This is a genomic window from Thiohalomonas denitrificans (assembly GCF_016841685.1).
GTDB lineage: Bacteria > Pseudomonadota > Gammaproteobacteria > Thiohalomonadales > Thiohalomonadaceae > Thiohalomonas > Thiohalomonas denitrificans_A.
Genome location: NZ_JAENYR010000058.1, coordinates 1 through 23,315 on the forward strand (window position 1 = coordinate 1; position 23,315 = coordinate 23,315).

The window sequence follows — 23,315 nt, forward strand, 5'->3', positions numbered from 1 at the left end:
CTTCGTCGCCGGGGCTCCTCGTAATGACAGCGGGGGAAGTTCATCAGGAGGAGCCTTGGCGACACGGCAATCTCGCGGTTGGGAGTAGAGATTACTTCGTCGCTCAGGCTCGTAATGACAGTGGGGGCAAGTTCTTCAGGAGCACTGGAAGGGCCTGTTCAGACCCGGTTCCGGGTACAGTCCAGGTGGCCCCAGACCTGCTCCATCCCGGGGAGCCCGTCTTCCAACATGATACTCACCGGAGCCTGCCCGAATTGGCGGTTGTTCGGGTTGGACAGCCAGAAACTCGGCATAAGCGGGTTGCGCGAAAAGATCAGGTGAAGCGCTTCCTGAATACCGATGATGTGACGGGCGCGATCGATGAGTTCAGCTTCCTGGGGGAATGGTGTCGTACCCTGGCGGTATTGATTGAGGTGTCGCGGCCGGGTACCGCCGGGCATCCCAAGGACGGCAAGCTGCTGCTCACCATCCAGTTTCCACTCGTCGAGGATGGCCATCACGATGGTCGCCAGGCGGCGACGCTCTTCATAGTCGAGTTCCAAAGCAAATCGTCTTCTGTCGAGTCTACAGTAGCGTAAACAGTGAATTTGCCATCATTATCGGCCGCTGTTTGCCACGGGTCAAAATCGCTGCATGTAAACTGAAATAGACGGTAGACAGGGTAAACGCATACTCCCATTTTTGGTGCTGCCGAGCGAACCAAGTCCTTGATAGCAGGTACGCTGTGAATATGACCTAAAGGGATGTAGGAAGTGAAGATTATGCAGGAGTAATCATCTTTCATCCGTGTACGCTCGACGGCAGCATCCCTCGACAATAAGCCCATGCATTCTCTACCACCGCCTTGCATGGCGGCATGCATTGTTCTACCTCCTGCATCCATGCAGTTGTGCTGCCAACGACCGGATCAAGGACTTACACCGCTCGCTTCAAGTTTGCGGTTGCCCTGGGCGGGTAGAGGTTTTTACCAAAAAACTTGGTTCGTTGAAGAGGGGGAACTACGCTCAAACGTAAATTCAACGAATGGTTGGTCATGGAAAAGTGCATCGAGACCAGCGACGTCGCGCGCTGCTCCGTCCCCGAGTGTGTCTATAACCGAAGCGCCCGCTGCTATGCCGGAGCCATTACCATCGGCAGCGGCGATTTACCGGAATGCGATACTTTTCATACGGCCAATGACAGGGTCCCGCCTCGGCCGCAGACTGCCGGCGTCGGTGCTTGCAAGAGCTACGAATGCCGCTACAACGACGATTATGAATGTGCTGCGGAACGGATCTATGTTGGCTGGGTCGATGACTTTCACTTCATCGGGTGTCTCACCTATGCCCAGACGGCGCGCTAGAAAAGCGAAGGGAGACACGGATTAGGTAACCGATTCGACTCGATTCGGCCTTGCCCGGATACCATCGCTTAAGTCGGACAGGCTGCTAAGCTTTCGGTTGTTACGGGAATCACCATTACAAGGAGATGAGATCATGAAGATTACGGTCGAAATGCCAAACGTGTCGGAGTGCCAGGTTTCCGAATGTGTCTATAACCTTGAGCAGGCGTGCCATGCACGTGCCATTACCATCGGTGACGGAGTAAAACCGGGTTGTGACACCTACTTCAAGGTCGGCGGCCATGTGAAAAGGGCCTCGGAGATCGCCGGCGTTGGGGCCTGCAAAATCAACGGCTGCCAATACAATGACGATTTCGAATGCCAGGCCGCGAACATTAAGGTGGGTTTCGCCGGAGACAACATCGACTGCCTGACCTTCGCGCCTCGATAGTATGAGCGCCGCCTCATGAATTGACTCCGGGGCGGCGCCTTTTATAATCGGAGCGACACTCGGATCGCAAGCCGCCCATGCACTTCCTCACCTCTTCCCAACAGTTCGACGCCTTCATTGAGGCAAATCCCGCCGTTCTAATCTACTTCTCCAGCCCCGGTTGCGGCGTCTGCAATGCTCTGAAACCACGTGTTCGGGCGATGGTAGAGGAGGAATTCCCGGAACTGATGCTGGCTGAAGTGGATTGCGAAGCCAGTCCAGAACTCGCGGCCCAACACGGCGTCTTTGCAGTGCCGACCGTGACAGTCTGGTTTGAACAGCACGAAATAACCAGGAAGTCACGGGCCTTTAGTGTCGGTGAGCTTCAGATGGAGATGGAGCGGCCTTATGCGATGATGTTCGAGGCGTGAGCCGACAAACGGAGCACGTCGCATAAAGGGGGGCAGAAGCCCCCCTTTATGGTGGTGCCGGTGGAGGGGTTTATAACGGCTTCTTCAGGGTAAAGGCCCCGCGGATATCTCCGATCCGGAAGCCTTGGGCCTCATCGGCCGGATAGAGCTCGTCGAGCTTGGCTGCGACCTCAGGCGAGAGATCGGAGCCGTGGCATTTAAGGCAGACCTCGCCGGTCGGGATCGCCTTCATGAAGCGAAAGACCTTCTGGCCGTCCTCTTCGACGGTTTCATAATAGGCCATCGGCTTGACCGGCTCACCAGCCGCCTTTTGTGCCTCGAACTTCTCTAATACGCCCTTCTCCCAGTCATCGGGGGCGTTATCGGGATTACGCAACTTGAGACTGGTGCGAGCGACATCCCAGCCGCTGTCGGCTGACTGCTGCTCTGCAATCGCGGGAGCCACCCGATTGCAGACATCGATTGCATTGATCGGTCCACCGGACTTCATGGCGGATTCCAGTTCGCCTTTCAGGCTGCCCATGAATTGTTTGACAATGGCCTTGCTCTCACCCACCAGTGGCCCGGTATTGTCTTGGCCCATGGCGGCGCCGAGTGGCAGACAGCAGAGCAGAGCTGTACCGAGTACTCGCTTCATCGTTTCCCCCTTGTCCTTTCTTTTTATCGGCTAACTTTAAAGATATAACCGTGTTTGCACGGAAATTCAAGCTGGCCGCCTGTCGGAATCGGGAGCAATCCATTCGGGCGCATGCTACGCGACAATAGGCTCCATGCATGGTCTATCACCGCCATCCATGTCGGCGTGCGCTGCGCTCCCACCATCTTCGCCGCCGATTCCCTTAAGCCCAACTGGAGGCCAATTAGGCCAAGGCGGCCTCCAGCTCGGCAAATGTTTTGGCAATTTCGGTGGTCTCGATCGCTACGCCCAACTGCTTTCCAATCTGCTTGGTGGAGAAAATGCCACGGACGTTCTGTCTTCCCTCGGCATCCCGATCGACCACCAAGGCGTGTTGACGACCTACTCGTTTCAGGGTCTCGACGACATCGCCGACCCGGGCGGTACTGACATCCTCCATATAGAGTACTTCGATTCTGTCGCGCGCGGTCATGATATCCCGGACGAAAATATCGTTGCGTTTTCCGCCCACCTGCTTCAGGTATTGCATGGGACGCTCACCCTTCAGATCGGTGGAGGTGATGATGCCGAGAATACAGTTGTATTGGTCGGTCACCATGAGCAGGTGTACGTTACTGGCGATCATGCGTTCCTCGGCAGCTTCCAGTGTGGCGCATGGGCTGATGGTCATGGCGGCGACCTTGGTCAGGTCCGTCATCACATCGAAAGCTGCACTCTCCCTGCGTACCCGCTCAGGCAGGCGCTGTGCCGGACGATGGTAACCGGTGTCGGAATCGAGGCTGCTATAGGGAAGCGGGCGATAATTGCTGGTCATGGGCGACTCCTTCCATCGATTTGAGGTGTCAGGGACCTTTAATGAATAAATCACTCCCTATGTTTTTGCAAACACTTATATTTATTGCGTTCATTAATGTTTTGAATATTAAGATATAGAGGAATAGTAATGCCGGAAGGGGAGGTGCGACTTGTGGTCGGCGGGCGTGGTGGGGCGAAAAAGCAAAAGGCCGGAACCCCGGCCTTTTGCAGAAACGCAGCTGACCTATTTGGTAACCGCGTCCTTGAGTGCCTTCAGTGGGGCGACTTTGATGACGTTGCGAGCCGGTTTGGCCTTGACGGTGATCTCTTCGCCGGTGAAGGGTGAGACCATTTTGCGGGATTTGGTGGCCGGCTTTTTGACGCGGCGGATCTTCACGCCGCTATCGGGAATGGTGAACTCTCCGGAGCCGCGCTTTTTCATGTGCCCCTCGATCAGGTTGGAGAGGGAACCGAAGACTGCAGCGACATCCTTTTTGGTCAGGCCCGTATCTTCAGCGATTGAATTGATGATCTGGGTCTTCGTCTGCTTGGTGGGGATCGCCTTTGCGTTAGGCGCTGCGGTGCTTTTTTTGACGGTTGCTTTCTTGGGACTCGCCTTCGGGGCGGCTTTTTTCTTCGCGGAAGTCTTCTTCACTGCCATCATTTTTTCTCCGTCATGATGAATCGAGAACAACTCCGATGAGTCGTTTCTGGCCTGATTTTGAATACGAATAATGGAAATGACAAGGAAAAAACAGGGTTTTACCGAGGAGTCACCACGAATCTCCATGGTAAATCGCTGAAAGATTTAAAACGGGGGTATGCACAGGCAGCCGTGAATGCATCCCTGTAGGCTCGACGGAGCATCCCCCGACAACGGCTCCTGCGTTGTTCTACCCCGTGCGTCCATGCAGTCGTGCTGCCGACGACCTGATCGCCAAGCACGAAGTTTGTGAGTATGCGTTTACCCTGTTCCGGACGTAAAGCGAGTGCAATTGGTGGAAGAATCGCGTTAATGTACCGCGATCTCTGTGCCCCGGCACAGGTCAGAAGGCGCCGTTTCGCAGAAGGGGCATGCAGGTAAAGCGCCTTTGTCCGGGGGCTGATGCATGCACGGGCACGCGCCGCTCGCCTTCGGAAGCGCACCTGAGTCGCCAGTGCGGCCCGGCAATATGCGAGCCGTTGAAATCGCGGAGGACAAGTGTGAACACAACGCTGGAAATCGAAGCGCCCGGCCAGGGTTTGCACCTCTTCACCGACAAAGTGGCAGCGGTGGTCAGTGAATCAGGGGTGGAAGAAGGGCTTTGCACACTATTCGTGCAGCATACGTCCGCCAGTCTCATCATCCAGGAAAACGCCGACCCTTCGGCACGTCGGGACCTGGAAAACTGGCTGAATCGACTCGTCGCTGAAGATGATTCGCTTTTCAGCCATACCCTGGAGGGGCCGGACGACATGCCTTCCCACATCAAATCGGCCTTGACCGCGACGAGCGTCGGCATCCCGGTCATCGATGGCCGTCTGGCGCTCGGGACCTGGCAGGGAGTTTACCTTTGGGAGCATCGACATCATCCCCAGCGGCGTCGGATTGTCGTGCATGTCGGCTGACAGCCTGTCCGACTCATGATCGATGCCGTCATCCAGGCGGGCGCTTTGATCCTGCTCGGTGTGCTCTGGCGCTTGTGGTCACCCGGTGGTCTGGAGGGGGACACCCTGCGGCACAGCCTGACCACACTGGCCTATGTCCTGTTGCTGCCGGCGCTGGCACTAGTGGTCCTGTGGAAGGCGCCGCTGGGTTCGGAGGCAGTCACCGTGGCGGGTCTGGCGTTCGCCGGTCTGGCGGTCGGATTCGGGAGCGCCTGGCTCTGGTACCGGTTCGGTTCCCTTTCGCGTCGCCAAGTGGGTGCGCTGCTGCTCGCTGCAACTTTTCCCAATGCCACCTATATGGGCCTTCCGGTGCTGGAGGCGACCTTGGGGCCCTGGGCGCGCAGTGTCGCCATTCAGTATGACCTGTTCGCCTGTACACCCGTTCTATTGAGTGCCGGTGTGCTGGTGGCGGCACGTTACGGGGATGCGGCCGAGCCCATCCATCCGCTGCGGATGCTGGTGCGTGTGCCGCCGCTGTGGGGGGCACTGGCCGGTGTACTGTTAAACCTCGGGGGTGTGCCCCTTCCCGAATTGCTCGACGGGCTACTGGAGCGACTAGGCAGTGCTGTCGTGCCTCTGATGCTGTTTTCCATCGGACTGGGCCTGCGCTGGATGGGGAGCGGCACGCGCATGCTGGGCCAGCTCTGGCCGGTCCTGTTTATTCAGCTGCTGCTGACGCCGGCGGTGATCTGGTGGGCAAGCGGCATGCTTTTGATGGAAGAGGGTCTTCGGGCCGGTATTGTGCTGGAGGCGGCAATGCCGAGCATGGTGTTGGGCATCGTTCTTTGTGATCGTTATCGTCTGGACGTGGGACTCTACGCCATGGCGGTGACGCTGAGCACGGCATTGAGCCTGATCACGTTGCCCTTCTGGTTCGGCATGACGGGCGCGTAGAGTAATACCTTTCGGATTGGATGACTTCCCTGTCCTCGCGAAATACCATCCTTGCCGCCTGTATAGGCGGCTTGCTGCTCAGTCCTCGTCGAATAACTCCGCCCCATAGCCTTCACTGTTGGCGATATGCAATCGGAACAGCTCGGAAAAGTTATCGATTACGGATTCCTTCACCGTGTCACGGTCGAGCAGACGCTGCGACCAGGCCTCTACCTTGGGAAGTCCTTTCAGCAGTCGCAGCGGGTGCCAGGTTTCGAGCAGTTGGGCCCGCATGAAAAGGGGTGCATAGGCGGCATCGATCAGGTTGAAGTGGTCGCCATTGAAGAACGGTCCGGCGATATGCGTTTCGAGTTTGGCCAGATTGTCCTTTAATGCCTTCAACTTCTGCTCGAAGCTCTCTGCATCCGGGGCCCTTATCATCTGGAACTGGCCCATGAAGAGTTCCGAACCAAATTCCATCCAGGCTCTGTTCAGCGCCTTGCGAAGAGGATCGGACGGGTGCAGAGAGGGTGGATTGACCTCGTCGAGGTATTCCATGATGACCGTTGACTCGAATATCGACTGCTCGCCAACGCGCAGCACCGGTACCTTCCCCAGCGGCGAAATCTCCTTGAACCAGCCGGGCGGACTATTGAGGTCGATATACGTGATGTCATAATCGACGCCCTTCTCCTTGAGAAGGATTACCGAACGCTGGACGAACGGACAGAGTTTAAAGCTGATCAACTGCGGTTTCATCGTTCCCTCCTTCATTAGGGGCTCGGATTGGGATGTCGGGTGTGAATGGCTTCGATCCCCTCCATGACTTCCGGTGCCAGACTAAGGCCGGCGCTGGCTATATTGCTTTGCAACTGGGCCATGGTCGTGGCGCCGATAATGTTGCTGGTGAGAAAGGGGCGACTGTTGACGAACGCCAGGGCCATCTGGGCCGGATCAAGGCCGTGTTCACGGGCCAGCGCAACATATTCCCGGGTGGCGGCGAGCGCCTGGGGATTACTATAGCGGTCGTAGTCGGGCCAACGTGTGAGTCGCGCCCCCTCGGGCTGTCCCTCCAGGTATTTTCCGGAAAGCACACCGAATCCCAGTGGCGAATAGGCCATGAGTCCGGTCTGCTCCCGGTGGGCGACTTCGGCCAGGCCCACCTCGAAGGTACGGTTGAGGAGGCTGTAGGGGTTCTGGACCGTAACCACACGCGGTAGTCCCAAGGCTTCGGTGAGCTGGATGAACTTCATCGTCCCCCAGGGTGTTTCGTTGGAGACGCCGATTTGGCGGATTTTCCCCGCCTTGACCTGATCGTCCAGAATGGAGAGGGTCTCGACAATGGGCACCGGGACATCGTCGGGATCATGCTCATAGCCGCGCTTGCCGAAAAAATTGGTGTGCCGGTCGGGCCAGTGCAGCTGATAGAGATCGAGATAGTCGGTCTTGAGCCGTTTCAGGCTGCTGTCCAGGGCCTTGACGATATTGTGCCGGTCGAGTCGGGTCTGTCCGCCCCGGATGTGGCTGATCCATTCGCCGCCGCGGCCCACCGCCTTGCTGGCGAGGATAATCTCTTCGCGGCGGCCCGTTTGCTCAAGCCAGTTGCCGATGATCTTTTCGGTTCGTCCGTAGGTCTCGGCGCGCGGCGGAATCGCGTACAATTCGGCGGTATCGACGAAATTGACCCCGTGATCGAGGGCATAATCGAGCTGCTCGTGGCCTTCGGCCTCGCTGTTCTGTTCGCCCCAGGTCATGCTCCCCAGGCAGATAACCGAAACTTTGATGTCGGTACGTCCCAGACGGCGGTACTCCATAGTGGTTTCCTTTTGGAAGCGGCGTCGGGGCACCGCAGTTGCTTGGTGTGTTTGGTTCAGGAGCACAGAGAACACAGGGGGGGACGTTCCGAAGGGTAGCCCGGCTATCCCGGACTTGAAACCAACTGGGTTCCCCCGGTTCAAAAAACGGTATCTCAGGCTTCCGGGTGATAACCCGATGCACCAGAGCGCATGTCCTTTTCTAACCCAAAATAGTGTAGCCAGCATAGCATGTCCAAGACCATACCCAAGGTAGGCTTTGTCAGCCTCGGCTGTCCCAAGGCCACAGTGGATTCCGAGCGGATCCTCACCCAGTTGCGAGCCGAGGGCTACCAGCTCAGCTCCAGCTATGACGCTGCCGATCTAGTGGTGGTCAACACCTGCGGTTTCATCGATGCCGCGGTCGAGGAGTCGCTGGAGGCCATCGGCGACGCCTTGGCGGAGAATGGGAAGGTGATCGTCACCGGGTGCCTGGGCGCTCGGGATGATACGGTGCGGGTCGCCTACCCCCGGGTACTGGCGGTGACCGGACCCGACTCTCTCGATGAGGTAATGGAAGCGGTCCATGCCCATCTCCCGCCACAGCACGATCCCTTTGGCGATCTTGTGCCACCCGGCGGGCTGAAGTTGACCCCGCGCCACTACGCATACATCAAGATCGCCGAAGGCTGTAATCAGAGCTGTAGCTTCTGCATCATCCCGAGTATGCGAGGGCGGCTGGCCAGCCGCCCGGTGGGAGAGGTCCTGGATGAGGCCGAGCGCCTGGTGGAAGCGGGGGTTCGGGAGCTGCTGGTGGTTTCTCAGGATACCGGCGCCTACGGAGTCGATGTGAAATACCGGACCGGCTTCTGGCAGGGACGTCCGGTGAAAAGCCGCATCACCGATTTGGCGCGGGGATTGGGATCGCTGGGCGTCTGGGTCCGCCTGCACTACCTCTACCCTTACCCGCACCTGGACGAACTGTTGCCGTTGATGGCGGATGGACTGATCCTTCCTTACCTGGATGTCCCTTTTCAACACGCGAGCCCGTCGCTGTTGAAGGCCATGCGCCGGCCCGGCGATGTGGATGGCTTGCTGCGACGCATCGAGGGCTGGCGGGCCGCGGTGCCGGACCTGACTCTGAGGAGTACTTTTATCGTCGGTTTCCCCGGCGAAACGGATAGCGATTTCGAACGGCTGCTGGAGTTCCTGCACGAGGCGCGCCTCGACCGAGTGGGGGCTTTCGCCTATTCGCCCGTGGAGGGCGCAGCCGCCAATGCCCTCCCCGGGGCGGTCCCCGAGGAGCTCAAAGAGGAGCGGCTGGAGCGATTCATGGATCTACAGGTGGCGATCAGCGCCGACCGGCTTCAGGACAAGGTGGGTCGACGCCTGACGGTGCTGGTGGAGGGGGCGGACGAGGAGTATGTCTACGCCCGTTCCAAAGGAGACGCTCCGGAGATCGACGGCATGGTGGTGGTGGATACCGATGCGGACCTCGGACCCGGGGACTTTCTCGAGGTTACTGTCACCGCTGCCGACGAACACGACCTGTATGCAGTGCCGGCCCTGAACTGACTCACAGACCTCATGGCGGCGGATTCCGCATGTCCGGAGGCGAGACGACCACCCCTGTCACCGCCGGGGTTCAGGTGGGGTGGCGCAGTGCGCGCTTCGCTGCCCTGGCCATGCGGTCCCAGCCGGGGTCCGATGGTGGCATCCCGCACCCACTCGGCCTGGACCACTAGCCAGTAGGAGGTATCCCCCAATGACCCCGGTCAGCAGTTTCATTCCACCATTCTATTTCCGGAATGCCGGACTTTGAGCTTTTCCGACGGGGGAAACCAATCCGGTTTAAAAAAAAGGCCCGCTTTGCGGGCCTTTTGAATCTTCCTGCAGGTGCCGGATAATCAGGCCATGCTGCGCAAGGAACGACTCTTTTCGATGATGCTGTGCATGATCGGCGCCAGAATGATCTCCATGGCCAGGCCCATTTTGCCGCCCGGCACCACGATAGTGTTACGACGCGACATGAACGAGTTATTGATCATGCTCAGCAGGTAGGGGAAGTCCACGCCGAATTTCTTAGGATCGCGGAAGCGGATGACCACCAGGCTTTCATCCGGCGTGGGGATGTCGCGGGCGATGAACGGGTTGGAGGTGTCCACCGTCGGTACACGCTGAAAGTTGATATCGGTGCGCGAGAACTGCGGGGTGATGTAATGGACGTAATCATCCATGCGTCGCAGAATGGTGTCGACGATCGCCTCGGCACTGTAGCCGCGCTGGTCGTTATCGCGGAAGATCTTCTGGATCCACTCCAGGTTGACGATGGGCACCACGCCGATCAGCAGATCGGTGAATGTCGACACATCGATCTCACCGTCGGCGGCGCCGCCATGCAGCCCTTCGTAGAATAGCAGATCGGTACCGGGCTTGATCTCTTCCCAGGGGGTGAATTCACCCGGGCCGAGGTCGATTCCCAGGCGCTGATTGTGTTCGGCGGCCTCTTCCTCGCTGTGCAGATAATAGCGACGGCGACAGGCACCGGTATCGCCATAGGACTTGAAGGTTTCGGCAAGGGTATCGAAGTGATTTGCCTCGGGACCGAAGTGGGACAGGTTTTTGCCCTCTTCAGCGAATTTGGCGATCGCCTCTTTCATTTCCTTACGGTTGTAACGGTGATAGCTATCACCTTCCACGACCACCGGGTTGATGTTTTCGCGGAAAAAGATATGTTCAAACGCGTTCTTGACCGTTGTCGTGCCGGCACCGGATGACCCGGTCACCGCAATGACAGGATGCTTTTCAGACATAAGTGCACTCCTTCAGAGCCAATTTTTTTGAGGAAAAAGGTAAAATTGCCAGACCGGATTTTGTTGTTTCATCAAAAAGGTCAAACCGGTGAATCGGCTTATTTTATAGGAAAACTGGCGCTCAAGTCTCGGCAAATCCTGTCAAAATGGCGAGTCGGCGCCAAAATCCGTCGAGCCGGGTAGGTCAGCCAATTCTCGGACAGGCTCCTAGTCGCGGTTTATCGCACGATAACCGATGTCGCGGCGCAGATAGGCCCCGTCCCAGTGAATACCCTCGGCGGCCTGGTAGGCTCGCTTCTGGGCGGCCGCTACCGTCTCACCCAATGCGGTGACGCACAGTACACGCCCGCCGCTGGTGACCACGGTACCATCTTTTTGAGCCGTACCGGCATGGAAAACCTTTACGTCATCGGCATCCGCGCCCTCGAGCCCTTCGATGACATCGCCTTTACGATAGCTGCCGGGATACCCGCCCGCCGCCATTACCACGCCGAGGGACGCCCGAGCATCCCAGCGGGCATGTTCATCCTCCAGACGGCCCCCGAGGGCGGCTTCGCAATGGGCGATCAGATCGGACTGCATGCGCAGCATGATCGGCTGGGTCTCGGGATCGCCGAAGCGGCAGTTATATTCGATGACCCTGGGGGTGCCATCCGGGGTGATCATCAAACCGGCGTAGAGAAAACCGGTGTAGGGGTGACCCTCGTCGGCCATGCCCTTGACCGTCGGCAGGATGACTTCGGCCATAATGCGACGGTCCACGGCGTCGGTAACCACCGGGGCCGGGGAATAGGCACCCATCCCGCCGGTATTGGGGCCGGTATCTCCTTCGCCCACGCGCTTGTGATCCTGACTGGTTGCCATCGGCAGTACATGCTGCCCGTCGACCATGACGATAAAGCTCGCCTCTTCGCCCTCCAGAAACTCCTCGATGACCACCCGATGGCCCGCCTCGCCAAAGGCGTTGCCCGAGAGCATATCGCGGACGGCCGCTTCGGCTTCTTCCAGCCTCTGGGCGACGATGACCCCCTTGCCGGCAGCCAGCCCGTCGGCTTTGACGACGACAGGTGCCCCCTGCTCACGCAGGTAGTCAAGCGCGGCATCGCAGTCGGTAAAGGTGCGGTAGGAGGCGCTGGGTATCCCGTGACGGGCCAGAAAATCCTTGCTGAAGGCCTTTGAGCCCTCCAGCCGGGCGGCCGCGCTGGTAGGGCCGAAGCAGCGTAGCCCGGCTTCGCGAAACACATCGACGATGCCCAGCACCAGCGGCGCCTCCGGACCGACGATGGTCAGATCCGCATTATCCGTGGCGAAGGCCAAAAGGGCGGGTATATCGTCCGCGACGATGGCTACATTCTCCAGCTTCGGCTCCTGCGCCGTACCGGCATTGCCAGGGGCCACGTAAACACGATCCACCTGCGGCGATTGCGCGGCCTTCCACGCCAGGGCGTGCTCACGACCGCCGCCGCCGATTACTAATACCTTCATCAATTAAACTCACGCTGTTAAGGAAGGGGACGAGGTCGAGATACGAGGTACGAGGGCGTGAGGCGCTTTATTGAAATGAGGCGTGAGCACAACCCCTGGATCTCGTGACCTCGAATCCCGTATCTTTCTTAATGTCGGAAGTGCCGCATGCCGGTGAAGACCATGGCAATACCGTGCTCGTTGGCGGCGGCGATCACCTCTTCATCCCGCATTGACCCACCAGGCTGAATCACCGCGCTGATACCGGCTGAACCGGCGGCATCGAGGCCGTCGCGGAACGGGAAGAAGGCGTCGGATGCCATCACCGAACCTTTCACTTCCAGGTTGGCGTGCTCGGCCTTGATGGCGGCGATACGGGCCGAGTTGACGCGGCTCATCTGACCGGCGCCAACCCCGACGGTCATGCCGTCCCTGCCGTAGACGATGGCATTGGATTTGACGAACTTGGCTACCTTCCAGGTGAAGAGCAGGTCCCCCATCTCTTTCTCGGTCGGCTCGCGTTCGGTGACCACGTTGAGGTCGCCGGTCAACAACTGATCAGCAACCTGCACCAGAAGGCCGCCGTTGACACGCTTGAAGTCGAACCGTTCGGCGGGATGGGTGGACCATGTGCCGCACTCGAGCAGCCGCACGTTCTTCTTCGCGCTGACCGCCTCGGCTGCGTCGGAGCTCACCGCCGGCGCAATGATCACCTCGACGAACTGCTGTTCGACGATCGCCTTGGCGGTTTCCCCGTCCAGGGTTCCATTGAAGGCGATGATGCCGCCAAACGCCGATTCCGGATCGGTCTGGAAGGCACGTTCATAGGCCTCCAGCAGGTTGGCTCCCACCGCGACGCCGCAGGGATTGGCATGCTTGACGATGACGCAGGTGGGCGCGCCGTCGAACTGTTTGACACACTCCAGGGCCGCGTCGGTGTCGGCAATATTGTTGTAGGAGAGCGCCTTGCCTTGAAGCTGGCGACTGGTGCTGATGCTGCCGGCTTCGGCCTGTTTTTCCACAAAGAAGGCCGCCTTCTGGTGCGGGTTTTCCCCGTAGCGCATTTCCTGCACTTTGTGGAACTGGCTGTTGAAGGTCCGCGGGAAGTCCCCCAGCGTACCGTCGTCGCGAATCCGGCCCAGGTAGTTGGCGATGGCGCCGTCGTATCCGGCGGTGTGCTCGAAGGTCTTTACCGCCAGGTCGAAACGGGAGGCGTCGGAAATCGTGCCGTCGTTGGCGTCCATCTCCTCCAGCACGCGCCGGTAGTCGGCGGCATCCACCACGACGGCGACATCGCGATGATTCTTGGCCGCGGCGCGCAGCATGGTGGGGCCGCCGATGTCGACATTTTCGATGGCATCCTCCAGTGTGCAGTCCGGCTTGGCAACCGTCTGTTCGAACGGGTAGAGGTTGACCGCGATGAGGTCGATAGCGCCGATGCCGTGTTGGTTCATCACTGCATCATCGGTGCCGCGCCGGCCCAGAATCCCGCCGTGGATCCTGGGATGCAGGGTCTTGACGCGACCGTCCATCATTTCCGGGAAGCCGGTGTACTCGGAGACCTCGATCACCTCCACGCCGTTCTCGGCCAGGAGCCGGGCGGTGCCGCCCGTCGAGAGGATCTCCACGTTGCGGCTCTTTAGCTGCCGGCCGAATTCCACCACACCGGTCTTGTCGGACACGCTGATCAGCGCGCGCTGAATTTTATTCATTGCAGTTCCCCAAAAAGATCCAGCCACAGAGTCCACAGAGAACACAGAGCACTTCGCAAGGAGATGTCGATGGCAGCGAGCTTTCAAAGCCATTTGTCTCTGTGTTCTCTGTGGCTCCTGTGGTTTCTAGTCGTTAAGCCCGTAAAGCTTGAGTTTCTTGCGCAGGGTGCCGCGGTTCAATCCGAGGATTTCCGCCGCGCGGGTCTGGTTGCCCTTTGCGAAGCGCATCACCATCTCGAACAGGGGCTTCTCCACCTCGTTCAGCATCAACTGATAGAGGTTGGCTGGATAGTGTCCCCCCAAATCGTCGAAATACTGCTCGAGGGCCTCGCGTACATGTCCGTTGAGTGGAATGTCGGCTCCCCCGTTGCCATTCTCCTTCATGCCGCCATATCTCCCTCAGCGATCAAGTGATTAAAAAATTCTTCGACCATGCGTCGTTGTTGTTCGGCGCTATCCTCCCGGTTGACGGCCCGTCGGAACGCCGCGCCGTGGCGTTGACCTTTGCTGTACCAGGCGATGTGTTTGCGTGCCATGCGCACGCCGGCGTACTCCCCATAAAAGGCATACAGGTTGTTGAGGTGGCCCAACAGAATGTCGCGTACCTCGGTCAGTGGAGGCTCCGGTAGCCGTTTGCCGGTGCGCAGGAAATGCTCCACCTCACGGAAAATCCAGGGGCGACCCTGAGCGGCCCGCCCGATCATGACGGCATCGGCCCCGGTGGCATCCAGTACCAAACGGGCCTTCTCGGGTGTGGTGATATCCCCGTTGGCAAATACAGGGATCGTCACCGCCTTTTTGATGTCGGCAATGGTGTCGTATTCGGCTTCGCCACCATACCCATCGGCACGTGTGCGGCCATGTACCGCCAGCGCCTCAATTCCAGCGTTCTCGGCGATGCGTGCGATCTCCACCCCGTTTCGGCTCTCCCGATCCCAGCCGGTGCGGATCTTCAGCGTGACCGGCACCGCAGCTGCACCCACAACGGCATCGAGAATCCGGCCGACCAGGGTCTCGTCGCGAAGCAGGGCCGAACCCGCCTGGACATTGCACACTTTTTTTGCGGGGCAGCCCATGTTGATGTCGATGATCTGGGCCCCGTTTCCGACATTGAAGCGGGCGGCCTCCGCCATCATTTGCGGATCCGCACCCATGATCTGGACGGACCGCGGCTCATCTTCGCCCCGGTGATCGGCCCGGCGCAGGGTCTTTTCGCTGCCCCAAAGCAACGAGTTGGAAGAGACCATCTCCGAGACGGCCATACCGGCACCCAGCTCACGGCATAGTTGCCGGAACGGCCGGTCCGTTACCCCCGCCATGGGGGCAAGGATCAGAGGCGTGGAGAGGTGGTACGGTCCAATTCGCATTGCCGGGGTATTTAGATACGGGAACCGTACATGATATCGGCTTCGGCAACCGACATAAAGTCTGCAGGTGGATGTGAACGCTTACTTTCGTAAGAAGACTTCCGATGAGCTGGAGATCAGCAGAACCTGTTGAACATGGCTCCCCCGAAAGGGGGCATAGGAGAACCGAATTCCGGCAGGGAGCGGCGCCGGCTCAATGGACCGAAGAGTGAACATCCCCCTCTCTTTCAGCGCCGTTAGCGGAAATCGAATTCAAAGCTGACCGCCTGTGGTCCGGGATCAACCACCTCCAGAATCAGGTGGGTCTCTTGTCCTGCCGCAAACAGAGCGTCCGGGCTTCGTCCCGCCAGATATTCGGCCGGGACGAATCGGCGGGAAGCCACCGGGCGCTGCTCGATATCCATCATGACGACCTCCACATCCGGATAGGGCTGCGGGAATTCGGCCCCATTCAGCAGGGTCGCCTTGATCAGTAAAGCGCCATCGCGTCGTGGATGCGACTGAACCGCGTGGTCGATTAGTTCAATGGCTCGGAGCTCGCGGCGGGGCGGCAGATCGCAGCCAGCTATCTCGCACAGCACCTCCAGATAGGGACGCCACTGCGCCTGGAGCGCCAGCCGGTCGCGACTGAAATAGGCGTATTGTCCGCCCAAAGCGGCAACCATCAGCACAACGCCGAGGCCCCAGACCAGTGTGGCCCCGATTCCCCTGCCTCGATTGGTGCGGGTTTGCAGTTGTAGCGGGAGTTCTTCGTTCCCCCGCCCTACGGATTGGGGTTTCGCCGTGCTATCAAGCGGAGACTGCCGAAGCTCTGGGTTCTGTTTCGAGCGGGTCGGTGATGCCTCTGCCGGTGGTGAGGGGCCGGGATCCTTGGCCTGAGTTCCAACGGTCTCGTAGGCACTGTGTCTGTTTCTGGACGTTGCCGAACCGGTTGCAGTCGGTGGTTCGACTTCGTCATTGAACGGGCGAAGCAGGGTTTCGAAGCTCTCTTCGTTAAACAAATCCCGATTCAGGCCCGGTTCGTTGCGTGTGTTCCGGAACTCTTCCGTCGGCTTTTTCACCGTCCCGGTATCGCTCAACGCAGTTGGCGGGCGAGACCTCTTCTCCGGGCGTTCGCCAACTCCATACGCCACGTCCCGCTTGGCTTCAGATGGCGCTGCTGCCTGGGACTGAAACCCTGCCCCGCCTTTTGGCTTGGGTCCGGTGTCCTCGGGAGCTCTTTCGGGGAAGGACGGCCCGGTCTCCGGCGACGCTGTCACCCGGGGCTGAACAGCCGCCCGGCGTCCTGGCTTGGGTTTGGTTTCCGGTGATGCGGTCACTCGGGGCTGAATCTTCGCCTCAGGTTTCGGTTCGCGTCCGGTTTGCCCGGGGGGCCGCTGGGACGGTGAGGGCGGTCTGTTCGGTGGCGGAGCTGTTGCGCGAGACTGAACAGCTGCCGGGCGTTTTGGCTCGCGCGGTAGGTCTTCGGGAGCAATAGCAACCCGGGGCTGAACCTTCGCCCCAGGTTTCGGCTCGCGTCTGCTTTGCCCGGGGGGACGCTGGGAAGGTGGCGGCGGTCTGTTTGACGGCGCAGTGGTTTCCCGAGGCTGGGTTACTGACTGGCTGTGCCGTTCGGATGTCGGGGCGAGTGGTTCGGGGATCGGCGTATGGAGAGGCAGTTCATCTGTAGCGGTGCCTTCGGGTTCCCTGACGGTGCGGTGAGCAAGGGCGTCAAATATCTCGCTGCAGCGGCCACAACGCACCTTGCCGGCAGCGGCGCGCAGTTGCGGTGTACCGACTCGGAAAACAGTCTGGCAGTTTGGGCACTGGGTATACATGCGTTAGCGGGTTCTGAACGACTGGAGCCGAGCCGATTGTAGTCCAATCCTTCGGCAGACGATATGAATGAGATACTAAGCGTATTTCTGCAAAGCTGTTGGCATCTCTGTTCGCGTTCCGCTGAGCCGAACCCAGCCATCATGTTCAGCCGAGGGGCCGATCTCGAAGGCGGGACGGTAGGCGGCGGCGACGGCGTCGGCCTGGTCGGGGAGAATGCCCGATAGCACCATCGCTCCGCCGGGTCGTACCAGAGCTGAAAGGGAGGGGGCCAGTTCGATTAGGGGTTTGGCGAGGATATTGGCTGTCAGGACGTCGACCGGTATCGGTAGTAGCTGTTCGGGCAAGAGGGGCTCGATGCGGGCCTCGCTACGGTTTCGGGCCGCATTGTCGGCGGTGGCGACAAGGGCCTGCGGATCAATATCCACTGCCCGGATATGGCTGGCCCCCAGTTTGGCAGCGGCGATGGCGAGGATTCCCGAGCCGCAACCGTAATCCAGCACCTCTTTTCCGTTTAGCGCCTGTCCGTCGAGCCACTCCAGGCAGAGCCGGGTAGTGGCATGCGTGCCCGTGCCAAAAGCCAGACCGGGATCCAGCAGGATGTTGACCCCGTCGGGGTTCGGCGGCTCGCACCAGCTCGGCACGATCCAGAGCCGTTCACCAAAACGCATCGGCTTGAAGGTGTCCATCCAGGCGCGGGTCCAGTCCTGGTCTTCCAGCAGCTCCACCCGATGCGGCGGTAGTGGTTGCGGCGCGTACTCTCGCACGAGGCTACCCACAAGGGCGTCCATATCCGTGCCAGCGGGGAAAAGGCCAATCACCCGGGTGTGACTCCAGAGCGGGGTAGCTCCGGGGAGCGGCTCGAAAAGCGGCTGGTCGGCACTGTCATTGAGAGTGACGGCGGCGGCACCTGCCTCGCTGAGCTGCTCCAACAGCCGGTCGGCACCGGCGGCATCAGTTTCCAGAATGAGCTGTAGCCAGGGCAATTAGCAGTTACCGATTTTCAATTTCAGATTCGACCGCAATTCCCGATTCCCATTCCCCAATCGCTACAGCCCCAGCTTTTTCTCGAGATAATGGATATTGGTGCCGCCGGCCTGAAAGGCAGCATCCTTCATGAGGTCCTGATGCAACGGTACATTGGTCTTGATACCCTCGATAATCACCTCTCGCAGTGCTGTGCGCATCCGGGCCAGTGCCGACTCGCGGGTCTCCCCGTGCGCAATGAGCTTGCCGATCATCGAATCGTAGTAAGGCGGCACGGTGTATCCGTTGTAGATATGCGAATCGACCCGAATGCCCGGGCCACCCGGCATGTGCAGCTGTGTGATTTTGCCTGGCGAGGGCATGAAATTGGCCGGATCCTCGGCATTGATTCGGCATTCGATGGCGTGGCCGCGGACCTTGATGTCCTCCTGCCGATAGGAAAGTGGTTTTCCGGCAGCAATGCGAATCTGCTCCTTGACGATATCCACACCCGTGACCATTTCCGATACGGGATGCTCCACCTGCACCCGGGTGTTCATTTCGATAAAATAAAACTCACCGTTTTCGTACAAAAATTCGAAAGTGCCCGCACCGCGATAGCCAAGTTCGACGCAGGCATTGGCGCAACGCGAACCAATCCGCTCACGGGTTTCGTCATCAATGCCGGGTGCTGGCGCCTCCTCGATGACCTTCTGGTGCCGCCGCTGCATGGAGCAGTCACGCTCACCAAGATGAATGGCGCTGCCTTGGGTATCAGCCAGTACCTGGATCTCGACGTGACGCGGATTCTCCAGGAACTTTTCCATGTAGACGGTAGCGTTGCCGAATGCGTTGGCAGCCTCCGTTTGAGTCAACGAAATGGCGCCCAGCAGAGAGGCCTCGGTATGGACTACCCGCATGCCGCGGCCGCCGCCGCCTCCGGCTGCCTTGATGATGACCGGATAACCGATTACATCGGCAATGCGAAGGTTTTCGTCCGGATCATCGCCGAGTGGTCCGTCGGAACCGGGAACGCACGGTACGCCGGTCTTCTTCATGGCGGCGATGGCAGAAACCTTGTCGCCCATCAAACGGATGCTTTCCGACTTGGGGCCGATGAACACGAAACCGCTCTGTTCCACCCGTTCGGCGAAATCGGCGTTTTCGGAAAGGAAGCCGTATCCGGGGTGAATGGCGCTGGAGTCGGTGACCTCGGCGGCGCTGATCAGGGCCGGGATATTGAGGTAACTATCGGTCGAGGAGGCCGGCCCGATACAGACGGATTCGTTGGCGAGCCGCACGTGCTTGAGGTCGCGATCGGCGTCCGAATGGACAGCTACCGTCTTGATGCCCAACTCATGGCAGGCTCGAAGGATCCGCAGAGCGATTTCACCACGGTTGGCGATTATGATCTTGTCGAACATTCGTCTTTCCGTTTCCCGGCCGTTATTCGATGATGACCAACGGCTGGCCGAATTCCACCGGCTGCCCATTCTCTACCAAAACGGCCTTTACCGTGCCCGTCTTATCGGCCTCGATCTGGTTCATGATCTTCATGGCCTCGATGATGCACAGGGTATCCCCCGCGGTCACCCGCTGGCCCTCTTCGACAAACGCCTTAACTCCGGGCGAGGAAGAGCTGTAAAATGTGCCGACGATCGGGGAGGTCACCTGGTGGCCCGACGGCATTTCCGGTTCGGCCGGCTCCGCTGGGGGAGCGGCGGCTGCCGCGGTAGGCGCCGTCACGGGTGCCGGCGCCGGTGCCGGAGCGGCGGAGTGGGTATTCCGGCTGATGCGAACCGACTCTTCACCTTCGTGGATTTCGATCTCGGCGATGCCGGATTCCTCCAGCAGTTCTATGAGTTTCTTGACCTTGCGGATGTCCATCGTGCATTGAACCTGTAATCTGTTAAGCCTGTTCGGAGATATGGCGTAGAGCCGCCGCCAGCGCCAGTTCGTAACCAAGGGCGCCAACGCCGCTGATTACCCCACGAGCGATATCGGAAAAGTAGGAGTGGCTCCGGAAGGACTCTCGTGCGTGCACGTTGGAGAGGTGCACTTCGATAAACGGGATAGCCACTCCGGAAAGCGCATCTCTCAGCGCCACACTGGTATGGGTGAAGGCGGCCGGGTTAGTGATGATGAATTCGACCCCCTCGGCGAGGGCCCGATGCACCCGTTCCACCAATTCGTATTCGGCATTGCTCTGGAAACTGGAGAGTTCATGACCCGCCTCGCGGGCGATTTCGGCGAGCCTCGAATCGATGCTCGCAAGGGTATCGTTGCCATAATGCGCGGGCTCCCGAATACCCAGGAGGTTAAGATTGGGCCCGTTGAGCACCAAGAGCTTGGCCATGATGGAGTTCCAGAATCGGATAATGGTGAAATTGTCGCCAATAGTGCCCCATTTCGACACTGATACCGGCTAGTTATTAACATTGCACTCTGTGGGTATCATTGTGCCCCATGATAAATTCCTTGTCCAGATAACTCGAAATACGGGTCATTTCGATGCAGATTGTCGCAAGATTCGCTCTTTTGCAGTGTGACCCAGGTCACGGTTGGTGTCCGCGCGAATAGGCGGTTATCCTCCTGTGAAGCAAAAACGGTGGAAAGTCATGCGCTATCGAGCTGAAATTCGTCGCTTCTCGGGTTTGGTGGTTTTGCTCGGTCTTCTGATCTCCACAGCCGTGTGGGCTGATCCTCCTGCCGGATATCCGTTCGTTGCCTACGATGAAGGGCTTCGCCAGGCCGACGCGGAAGACAAGCCCGTTTTTCTCTATTTCGGCCGTTACGGTTGCGGCTGGTGCGACAAAACCAACCGGGAGTCGTTTTCCGATGATCGGGTTCGGCAGGCCTATGAAGATCACTATGTCCTGGTCTATGTCGATGCGGAAAGTGGCAATCGTTTGACTCTGCCCAATGGCGAGAGGTTGACGGAAATGGAGCTGGGGGCGCGGATGAACGTCTTCGCCACACCGGTATTCGCCTATCTGGAGAAGAATGGGGAGATGATTTTCAAGGCACCCGGATTCAAGACGGCGGAGGAGTTTCTGGCATTCGACCGCTACGTCTCCGACGGACAATACCAAAAACAGGAACTCCTGGAGTTCCTGCGGGGGGATTCATGAGAAGCATGCTGGTGCTGGTGCTGGTGCTGGTGATGGTGATGGGCCTGCCCGCTGTCGGGCTGGCCGACTGGCAGTTTACCGAATCGGTGGTGGTCAGCGGGAAAGCGGTGGAAGGGGTATTTCCTCACCTGGAAGCGGCCGGACGGCAGAGTATGGCGATCACCGGGGAGGGCGCCGTCGCCCTGGTCTGGGAAGATAACCGCAGCGGGCAGCCCGGGATCTATCTGGCCACCAAAGCACCGCGCGCCGAGCACTTTACTTCGTCCCAAGCGCTCAACCGCACCGGGTCGGCCTATGAACCTGCAGTCACCACCGCCGATGGCGGCTTCGTGGTCGCGTGGGAACAGGATGGGAAGGTGCTGGCCCGGCGTATGGATACCGAGGCCGGTCCCATCACCACCCTCAGTGAGGCAGGGGCCCAGGTTACCCTGGCCACCGATGAGAAGGGGGATGTCCACGCGGCCTGGTCCGAGCAGGAGGGCGGCGTCGGTCGCATCACCGTCGCCGGACTGGTCATTTCGGCAGAGGGTCCGGCACCGCGCGAACAGCGGCCCGCCGATGCCGAGATACCGCGCGGTCCGCAACTCTATCCCACGCTTGCTCCGGTGCCCGGCGGTCCGTTGCTCGCCTGGGAGGACCGGCGCCACGGCCATACCCGGCTGTATATGGCCCGCCCGGAAGAGGGCGGCGCCTTCACCGAGCCAAAACGTCTCAATGAGCTGCCGCCCGCCGGCAACGCCAGATTCGGGCGGGGCTCCGGCGTGACCCGCGTTGCTCTGGCAAGTGAAGGCAAGCTCCTGGCTGCGACCTGGATGGACAAGCGCGAGTTCCGGGGCGGCTATGACATCTATGCCGCGGTCAGCCGGGACGGCGGCCAAGCGTTTGGCCCCAACGAGTTGGCCCAGGACCTGTTTGGCGAAAATCAGCCCCAGTGGCACCCCGACGTGGCGGTCTCCGCCCGGGGCCGCATCGTCACGGCGTGGGACGATCCCCGCGACGGTACCCCGGACCTCTGGCTAAGCTGGCGTACCGGAGAGGGCGAGTGGAGTTCGGATATCACCTTCGAAGGCGGCTCCGGGCCCGGTGCCCAGACCCATCCTGTGATTGAATTCGAGGGTGAACGCCTGCACGTGGCCTGGCTCCACCGTCCGGAAAACGGACCGGTCGAGATCCGTTACAGCACGGCGGAGTGGGTTGAGTGACGGAGTTGAAGTGCGGTGCATTCTTTAGAACGCACCGGCTTGTCTGTGAATATACTGGGTCGTAAATCGGGCTCCATCCCGACGCAAGACTGCCGGTTGGAAGGCAGACCTACAGCTGAAGAGCTACGACCCTCCGTAACTCCTCATTGCTTCCCAATCGCCCGCTCCACATGCGGCGTGAACCTCTCCGGTTCCATGAAGCCGACGACGCGGTAGTTGCGTTTCTCCTCGCCATTCCCGTCCCAGAACAGGATTGCCGGTGGCCCAATCAGCCCTAGCTCCTTGAGCAGGGCCTTGTCCGCGTCGTCATTGGCGGTGACGTCGGCCTGGAGGAGTCGGGCTCCGGACAGGGCGGCGATAACCTGCGGGTCGGAGAAGGTGTATTTCTCCATCTCCTTGCAGGTGACGCACCAGTCGGCGTAGAAGTCGAGCATCAACGGCTGGCCATTGCTGGCTGCGGATTCGATCGCCCGTTCCAGATCGGCCACAGTCTTCATCGCTTCGAACTCCAGGTGCGTCGGCTGGGCACTGATTGCACCGCCCGCCGCACTGGCGAAGCGCATATGGTTGAGCGGGGCGAGCGGATCACGCCCGCCGCTGCTCACGCCGATAAGCACCAGAACGCCATAGATCAGCAGCGTAACGCCCAGGCCCTTGAACAGCCGCCTCCAGCCGGACGCCCCCTCGTGCACGGGCTCCAGCGCCCCCATGTAGATGGCGGAGACGATTGCCAGCAGCGACCACAGGAGCATGGCGACCCAGCCGGGAAGGATACGTTCCAGCATCCAGATGGCCACCGCCAGCAGCATGACACCGAATACCGCCTTGACGGCATCCATCCAGCCGCCGGCGCGTGGCAGTAGCTTGCCGCCGGCGGTGCCGATGGCGACCAGCGGGGGGGCCATGCCGAGGGGGAGG

26 protein-coding genes and 1 pseudogene are annotated in these 23,315 nt (G+C 59.8%); 9 read left to right on the forward strand and 18 right to left on the reverse strand.

Going from position 1 to position 23,315, the window contains the following annotated elements; genetic code table 11:
• Positions 1-158: 158 nt before the first annotated feature.
• Positions 159-542: a hypothetical protein gene (locus tag Q7L05_RS12365; RefSeq protein ID WP_303906957.1), complete on the reverse strand. Its 384-nt coding sequence runs from the start codon at positions 540-542 to the stop codon at positions 159-161.
• A 491-nt stretch (positions 543-1,033) separates the two neighbouring features.
• On the opposite strand from Q7L05_RS12365, the gene Q7L05_RS12370 reads away from it, so the two are divergent.
• The 3 genes from Q7L05_RS12370 (at position 1,034) to Q7L05_RS12380 (ending at position 2,182) form a co-directional block, all read left to right on the forward strand.
• A complete protein-coding gene (locus Q7L05_RS12370; RefSeq protein WP_303906960.1) occupies positions 1,034-1,342 on the forward strand; it encodes a DUF1540 domain-containing protein in 309 nt (102 codons plus the stop codon).
• A 133-nt stretch (positions 1,343-1,475) separates the two neighbouring features.
• Positions 1,476-1,772, forward strand: coding sequence for a DUF1540 domain-containing protein (locus tag Q7L05_RS12375; protein ID WP_303906964.1), 297 nt, complete (start codon positions 1,476-1,478; stop codon positions 1,770-1,772).
• Between the two features lie 77 nt (positions 1,773-1,849).
• Complete coding sequence (locus Q7L05_RS12380) at positions 1,850-2,182, forward strand: thioredoxin family protein (protein ID WP_303906967.1); 333 nt, start codon at positions 1,850-1,852, stop codon at positions 2,180-2,182.
• Between the two features lie 70 nt (positions 2,183-2,252).
• On the opposite strand, the gene Q7L05_RS12385 is transcribed toward Q7L05_RS12380, so the two are convergent.
• The 3 genes from Q7L05_RS12385 to Q7L05_RS12395 form a co-directional block, all read right to left on the reverse strand.
• Positions 2,253-2,819, reverse strand: coding sequence for a Tll0287-like domain-containing protein (locus tag Q7L05_RS12385; RefSeq protein ID WP_303906970.1), 567 nt, complete (start codon positions 2,817-2,819; stop codon positions 2,253-2,255).
• A gap of 223 nt (positions 2,820-3,042) precedes the next feature.
• Positions 3,043-3,633, reverse strand: a complete 591-nt coding sequence (locus Q7L05_RS12390) for a CBS domain-containing protein (RefSeq protein WP_303906973.1) — start codon at positions 3,631-3,633, stop codon at positions 3,043-3,045.
• Positions 3,634-3,858: 225 nt separating this feature from the next.
• Entirely contained in the window at positions 3,859-4,404 is a 546-nt protein-coding gene (locus tag Q7L05_RS12395) for an HU family DNA-binding protein (protein WP_303906976.1), read from the reverse strand.
• A gap of 413 nt (positions 4,405-4,817) precedes the next feature.
• On the opposite strand from Q7L05_RS12395, the gene Q7L05_RS12400 reads away from it, so the two are divergent.
• Both Q7L05_RS12400 and Q7L05_RS12405 read left to right on the forward strand, forming a co-directional pair.
• A complete protein-coding gene (locus Q7L05_RS12400; protein ID WP_303906979.1) occupies positions 4,818-5,222 on the forward strand; it encodes a secondary thiamine-phosphate synthase enzyme YjbQ in 405 nt (134 codons plus the stop codon).
• A gap of 15 nt (positions 5,223-5,237) precedes the next feature.
• A complete protein-coding gene (locus tag Q7L05_RS12405; protein WP_303906982.1) occupies positions 5,238-6,155 on the forward strand; it encodes an AEC family transporter in 918 nt (305 codons plus the stop codon).
• Positions 6,156-6,233: 78 nt separating this feature from the next.
• Here Q7L05_RS12405 and Q7L05_RS12410 read toward each other — a convergent pair whose 3' ends face one another.
• On the reverse strand, positions 6,234-6,893 hold the full coding sequence (locus tag Q7L05_RS12410) for a glutathione S-transferase family protein (protein ID WP_303906985.1): 660 nt from the start codon (positions 6,891-6,893) through the stop codon (positions 6,234-6,236).
• A gap of 14 nt (positions 6,894-6,907) precedes the next feature.
• On the reverse strand, positions 6,908-7,948 hold the full coding sequence (locus tag Q7L05_RS12415) for an NADP(H)-dependent aldo-keto reductase (RefSeq protein ID WP_303906989.1): 1,041 nt from the start codon (positions 7,946-7,948) through the stop codon (positions 6,908-6,910).
• Between the two features lie 231 nt (positions 7,949-8,179).
• Here Q7L05_RS12415 and rimO point away from each other — a divergent pair, with 231 nt between their 5' ends.
• Together rimO and Q7L05_RS12425 are read left to right on the forward strand one after the other, a co-directional pair.
• Positions 8,180-9,502, forward strand: coding sequence for a 30S ribosomal protein S12 methylthiotransferase RimO (rimO, locus tag Q7L05_RS12420; protein ID WP_303906993.1), 1,323 nt, complete (start codon positions 8,180-8,182; stop codon positions 9,500-9,502).
• Positions 9,503-9,531: 29 nt separating this feature from the next.
• Positions 9,532-9,672, forward strand: coding sequence for a hypothetical protein (locus Q7L05_RS12425; RefSeq protein ID WP_303906995.1), 141 nt, complete (start codon positions 9,532-9,534; stop codon positions 9,670-9,672).
• Positions 9,673-9,834: 162 nt separating this feature from the next.
• Here Q7L05_RS12425 and Q7L05_RS12430 read toward each other — a convergent pair whose 3' ends face one another.
• The 11 genes and pseudogenes from Q7L05_RS12430 to aroQ all read right to left on the reverse strand — a co-directional run bounded on the left by Q7L05_RS12430 (position 9,835) and on the right by aroQ (position 20,420).
• On the reverse strand, positions 9,835-10,740 hold the full coding sequence (locus Q7L05_RS12430; RefSeq protein WP_303906998.1) for a phosphoribulokinase: 906 nt from the start codon (positions 10,738-10,740) through the stop codon (positions 9,835-9,837).
• A 207-nt stretch (positions 10,741-10,947) separates the two neighbouring features.
• Positions 10,948-12,225: a phosphoribosylamine--glycine ligase gene (purD, locus tag Q7L05_RS12435; protein WP_303907001.1), complete on the reverse strand. Its 1,278-nt coding sequence runs from the start codon at positions 12,223-12,225 to the stop codon at positions 10,948-10,950.
• Between the two features lie 128 nt (positions 12,226-12,353).
• On the reverse strand, positions 12,354-13,916 hold the full coding sequence (gene purH / locus Q7L05_RS12440; protein WP_303907003.1) for a bifunctional phosphoribosylaminoimidazolecarboxamide formyltransferase/IMP cyclohydrolase: 1,563 nt from the start codon (positions 13,914-13,916) through the stop codon (positions 12,354-12,356).
• Between the two features lie 126 nt (positions 13,917-14,042).
• Positions 14,043-14,300: a DNA-binding transcriptional regulator Fis gene (gene fis, locus Q7L05_RS12445; RefSeq protein WP_303907007.1), complete on the reverse strand. Its 258-nt coding sequence runs from the start codon at positions 14,298-14,300 to the stop codon at positions 14,043-14,045.
• Entirely contained in the window at positions 14,297-15,283 is a 987-nt protein-coding gene (dusB, locus tag Q7L05_RS12450) for a tRNA dihydrouridine synthase DusB (RefSeq protein ID WP_303907010.1), read from the reverse strand. Before dusB ends, fis begins: the two co-directional genes overlap by 4 nt.
• A 236-nt stretch (positions 15,284-15,519) precedes the next feature.
• Positions 15,520-16,344: a DUF3426 domain-containing protein gene (locus Q7L05_RS12455; protein ID WP_303907013.1), complete on the reverse strand. Its 825-nt coding sequence runs from the start codon at positions 16,342-16,344 to the stop codon at positions 15,520-15,522.
• A 696-nt stretch (positions 16,345-17,040) separates the two neighbouring features.
• Positions 17,041-17,100, reverse strand: a pseudogene (locus Q7L05_RS17525) (MJ0042-type zinc finger domain-containing protein); the annotation flags it as partial.
• A 75-nt stretch (positions 17,101-17,175) separates the two neighbouring features.
• Positions 17,176-18,084, reverse strand: coding sequence for a 50S ribosomal protein L11 methyltransferase (prmA, locus tag Q7L05_RS12465; RefSeq protein WP_303907020.1), 909 nt, complete (start codon positions 18,082-18,084; stop codon positions 17,176-17,178).
• A 63-nt stretch (positions 18,085-18,147) separates the two neighbouring features.
• Complete coding sequence (gene accC, locus Q7L05_RS12470; protein WP_303907023.1) at positions 18,148-19,488, reverse strand: acetyl-CoA carboxylase biotin carboxylase subunit; 1,341 nt, start codon at positions 19,486-19,488, stop codon at positions 18,148-18,150.
• A gap of 22 nt (positions 19,489-19,510) precedes the next feature.
• On the reverse strand, positions 19,511-19,951 hold the full coding sequence (gene accB, locus Q7L05_RS12475) for an acetyl-CoA carboxylase biotin carboxyl carrier protein (protein WP_303907026.1): 441 nt from the start codon (positions 19,949-19,951) through the stop codon (positions 19,511-19,513).
• A 22-nt stretch (positions 19,952-19,973) separates the two neighbouring features.
• Complete coding sequence (gene aroQ / locus Q7L05_RS12480; protein ID WP_303907029.1) at positions 19,974-20,420, reverse strand: type II 3-dehydroquinate dehydratase; 447 nt, start codon at positions 20,418-20,420, stop codon at positions 19,974-19,976.
• A 262-nt stretch (positions 20,421-20,682) separates the two neighbouring features.
• On the opposite strand from aroQ, the gene Q7L05_RS12485 reads away from it, so the two are divergent.
• Together Q7L05_RS12485 and Q7L05_RS12490 are read left to right on the forward strand one after the other, a co-directional pair.
• Complete coding sequence (locus tag Q7L05_RS12485) at positions 20,683-21,195, forward strand: thioredoxin family protein (protein WP_303907032.1); 513 nt, start codon at positions 20,683-20,685, stop codon at positions 21,193-21,195.
• Positions 21,192-22,397, forward strand: a complete 1,206-nt coding sequence (locus tag Q7L05_RS12490; protein ID WP_303907035.1) for a hypothetical protein — start codon at positions 21,192-21,194, stop codon at positions 22,395-22,397. Before Q7L05_RS12485 ends, Q7L05_RS12490 begins: the two co-directional genes overlap by 4 nt.
• Before the next feature lie 143 nt (positions 22,398-22,540).
• Here Q7L05_RS12490 and Q7L05_RS12495 read toward each other — a convergent pair.
• The coding region (locus Q7L05_RS12495) for a cytochrome c biogenesis protein CcdA (protein WP_303907038.1) at positions 22,541-23,315 on the reverse strand (775 nt) is incomplete at its 5' end.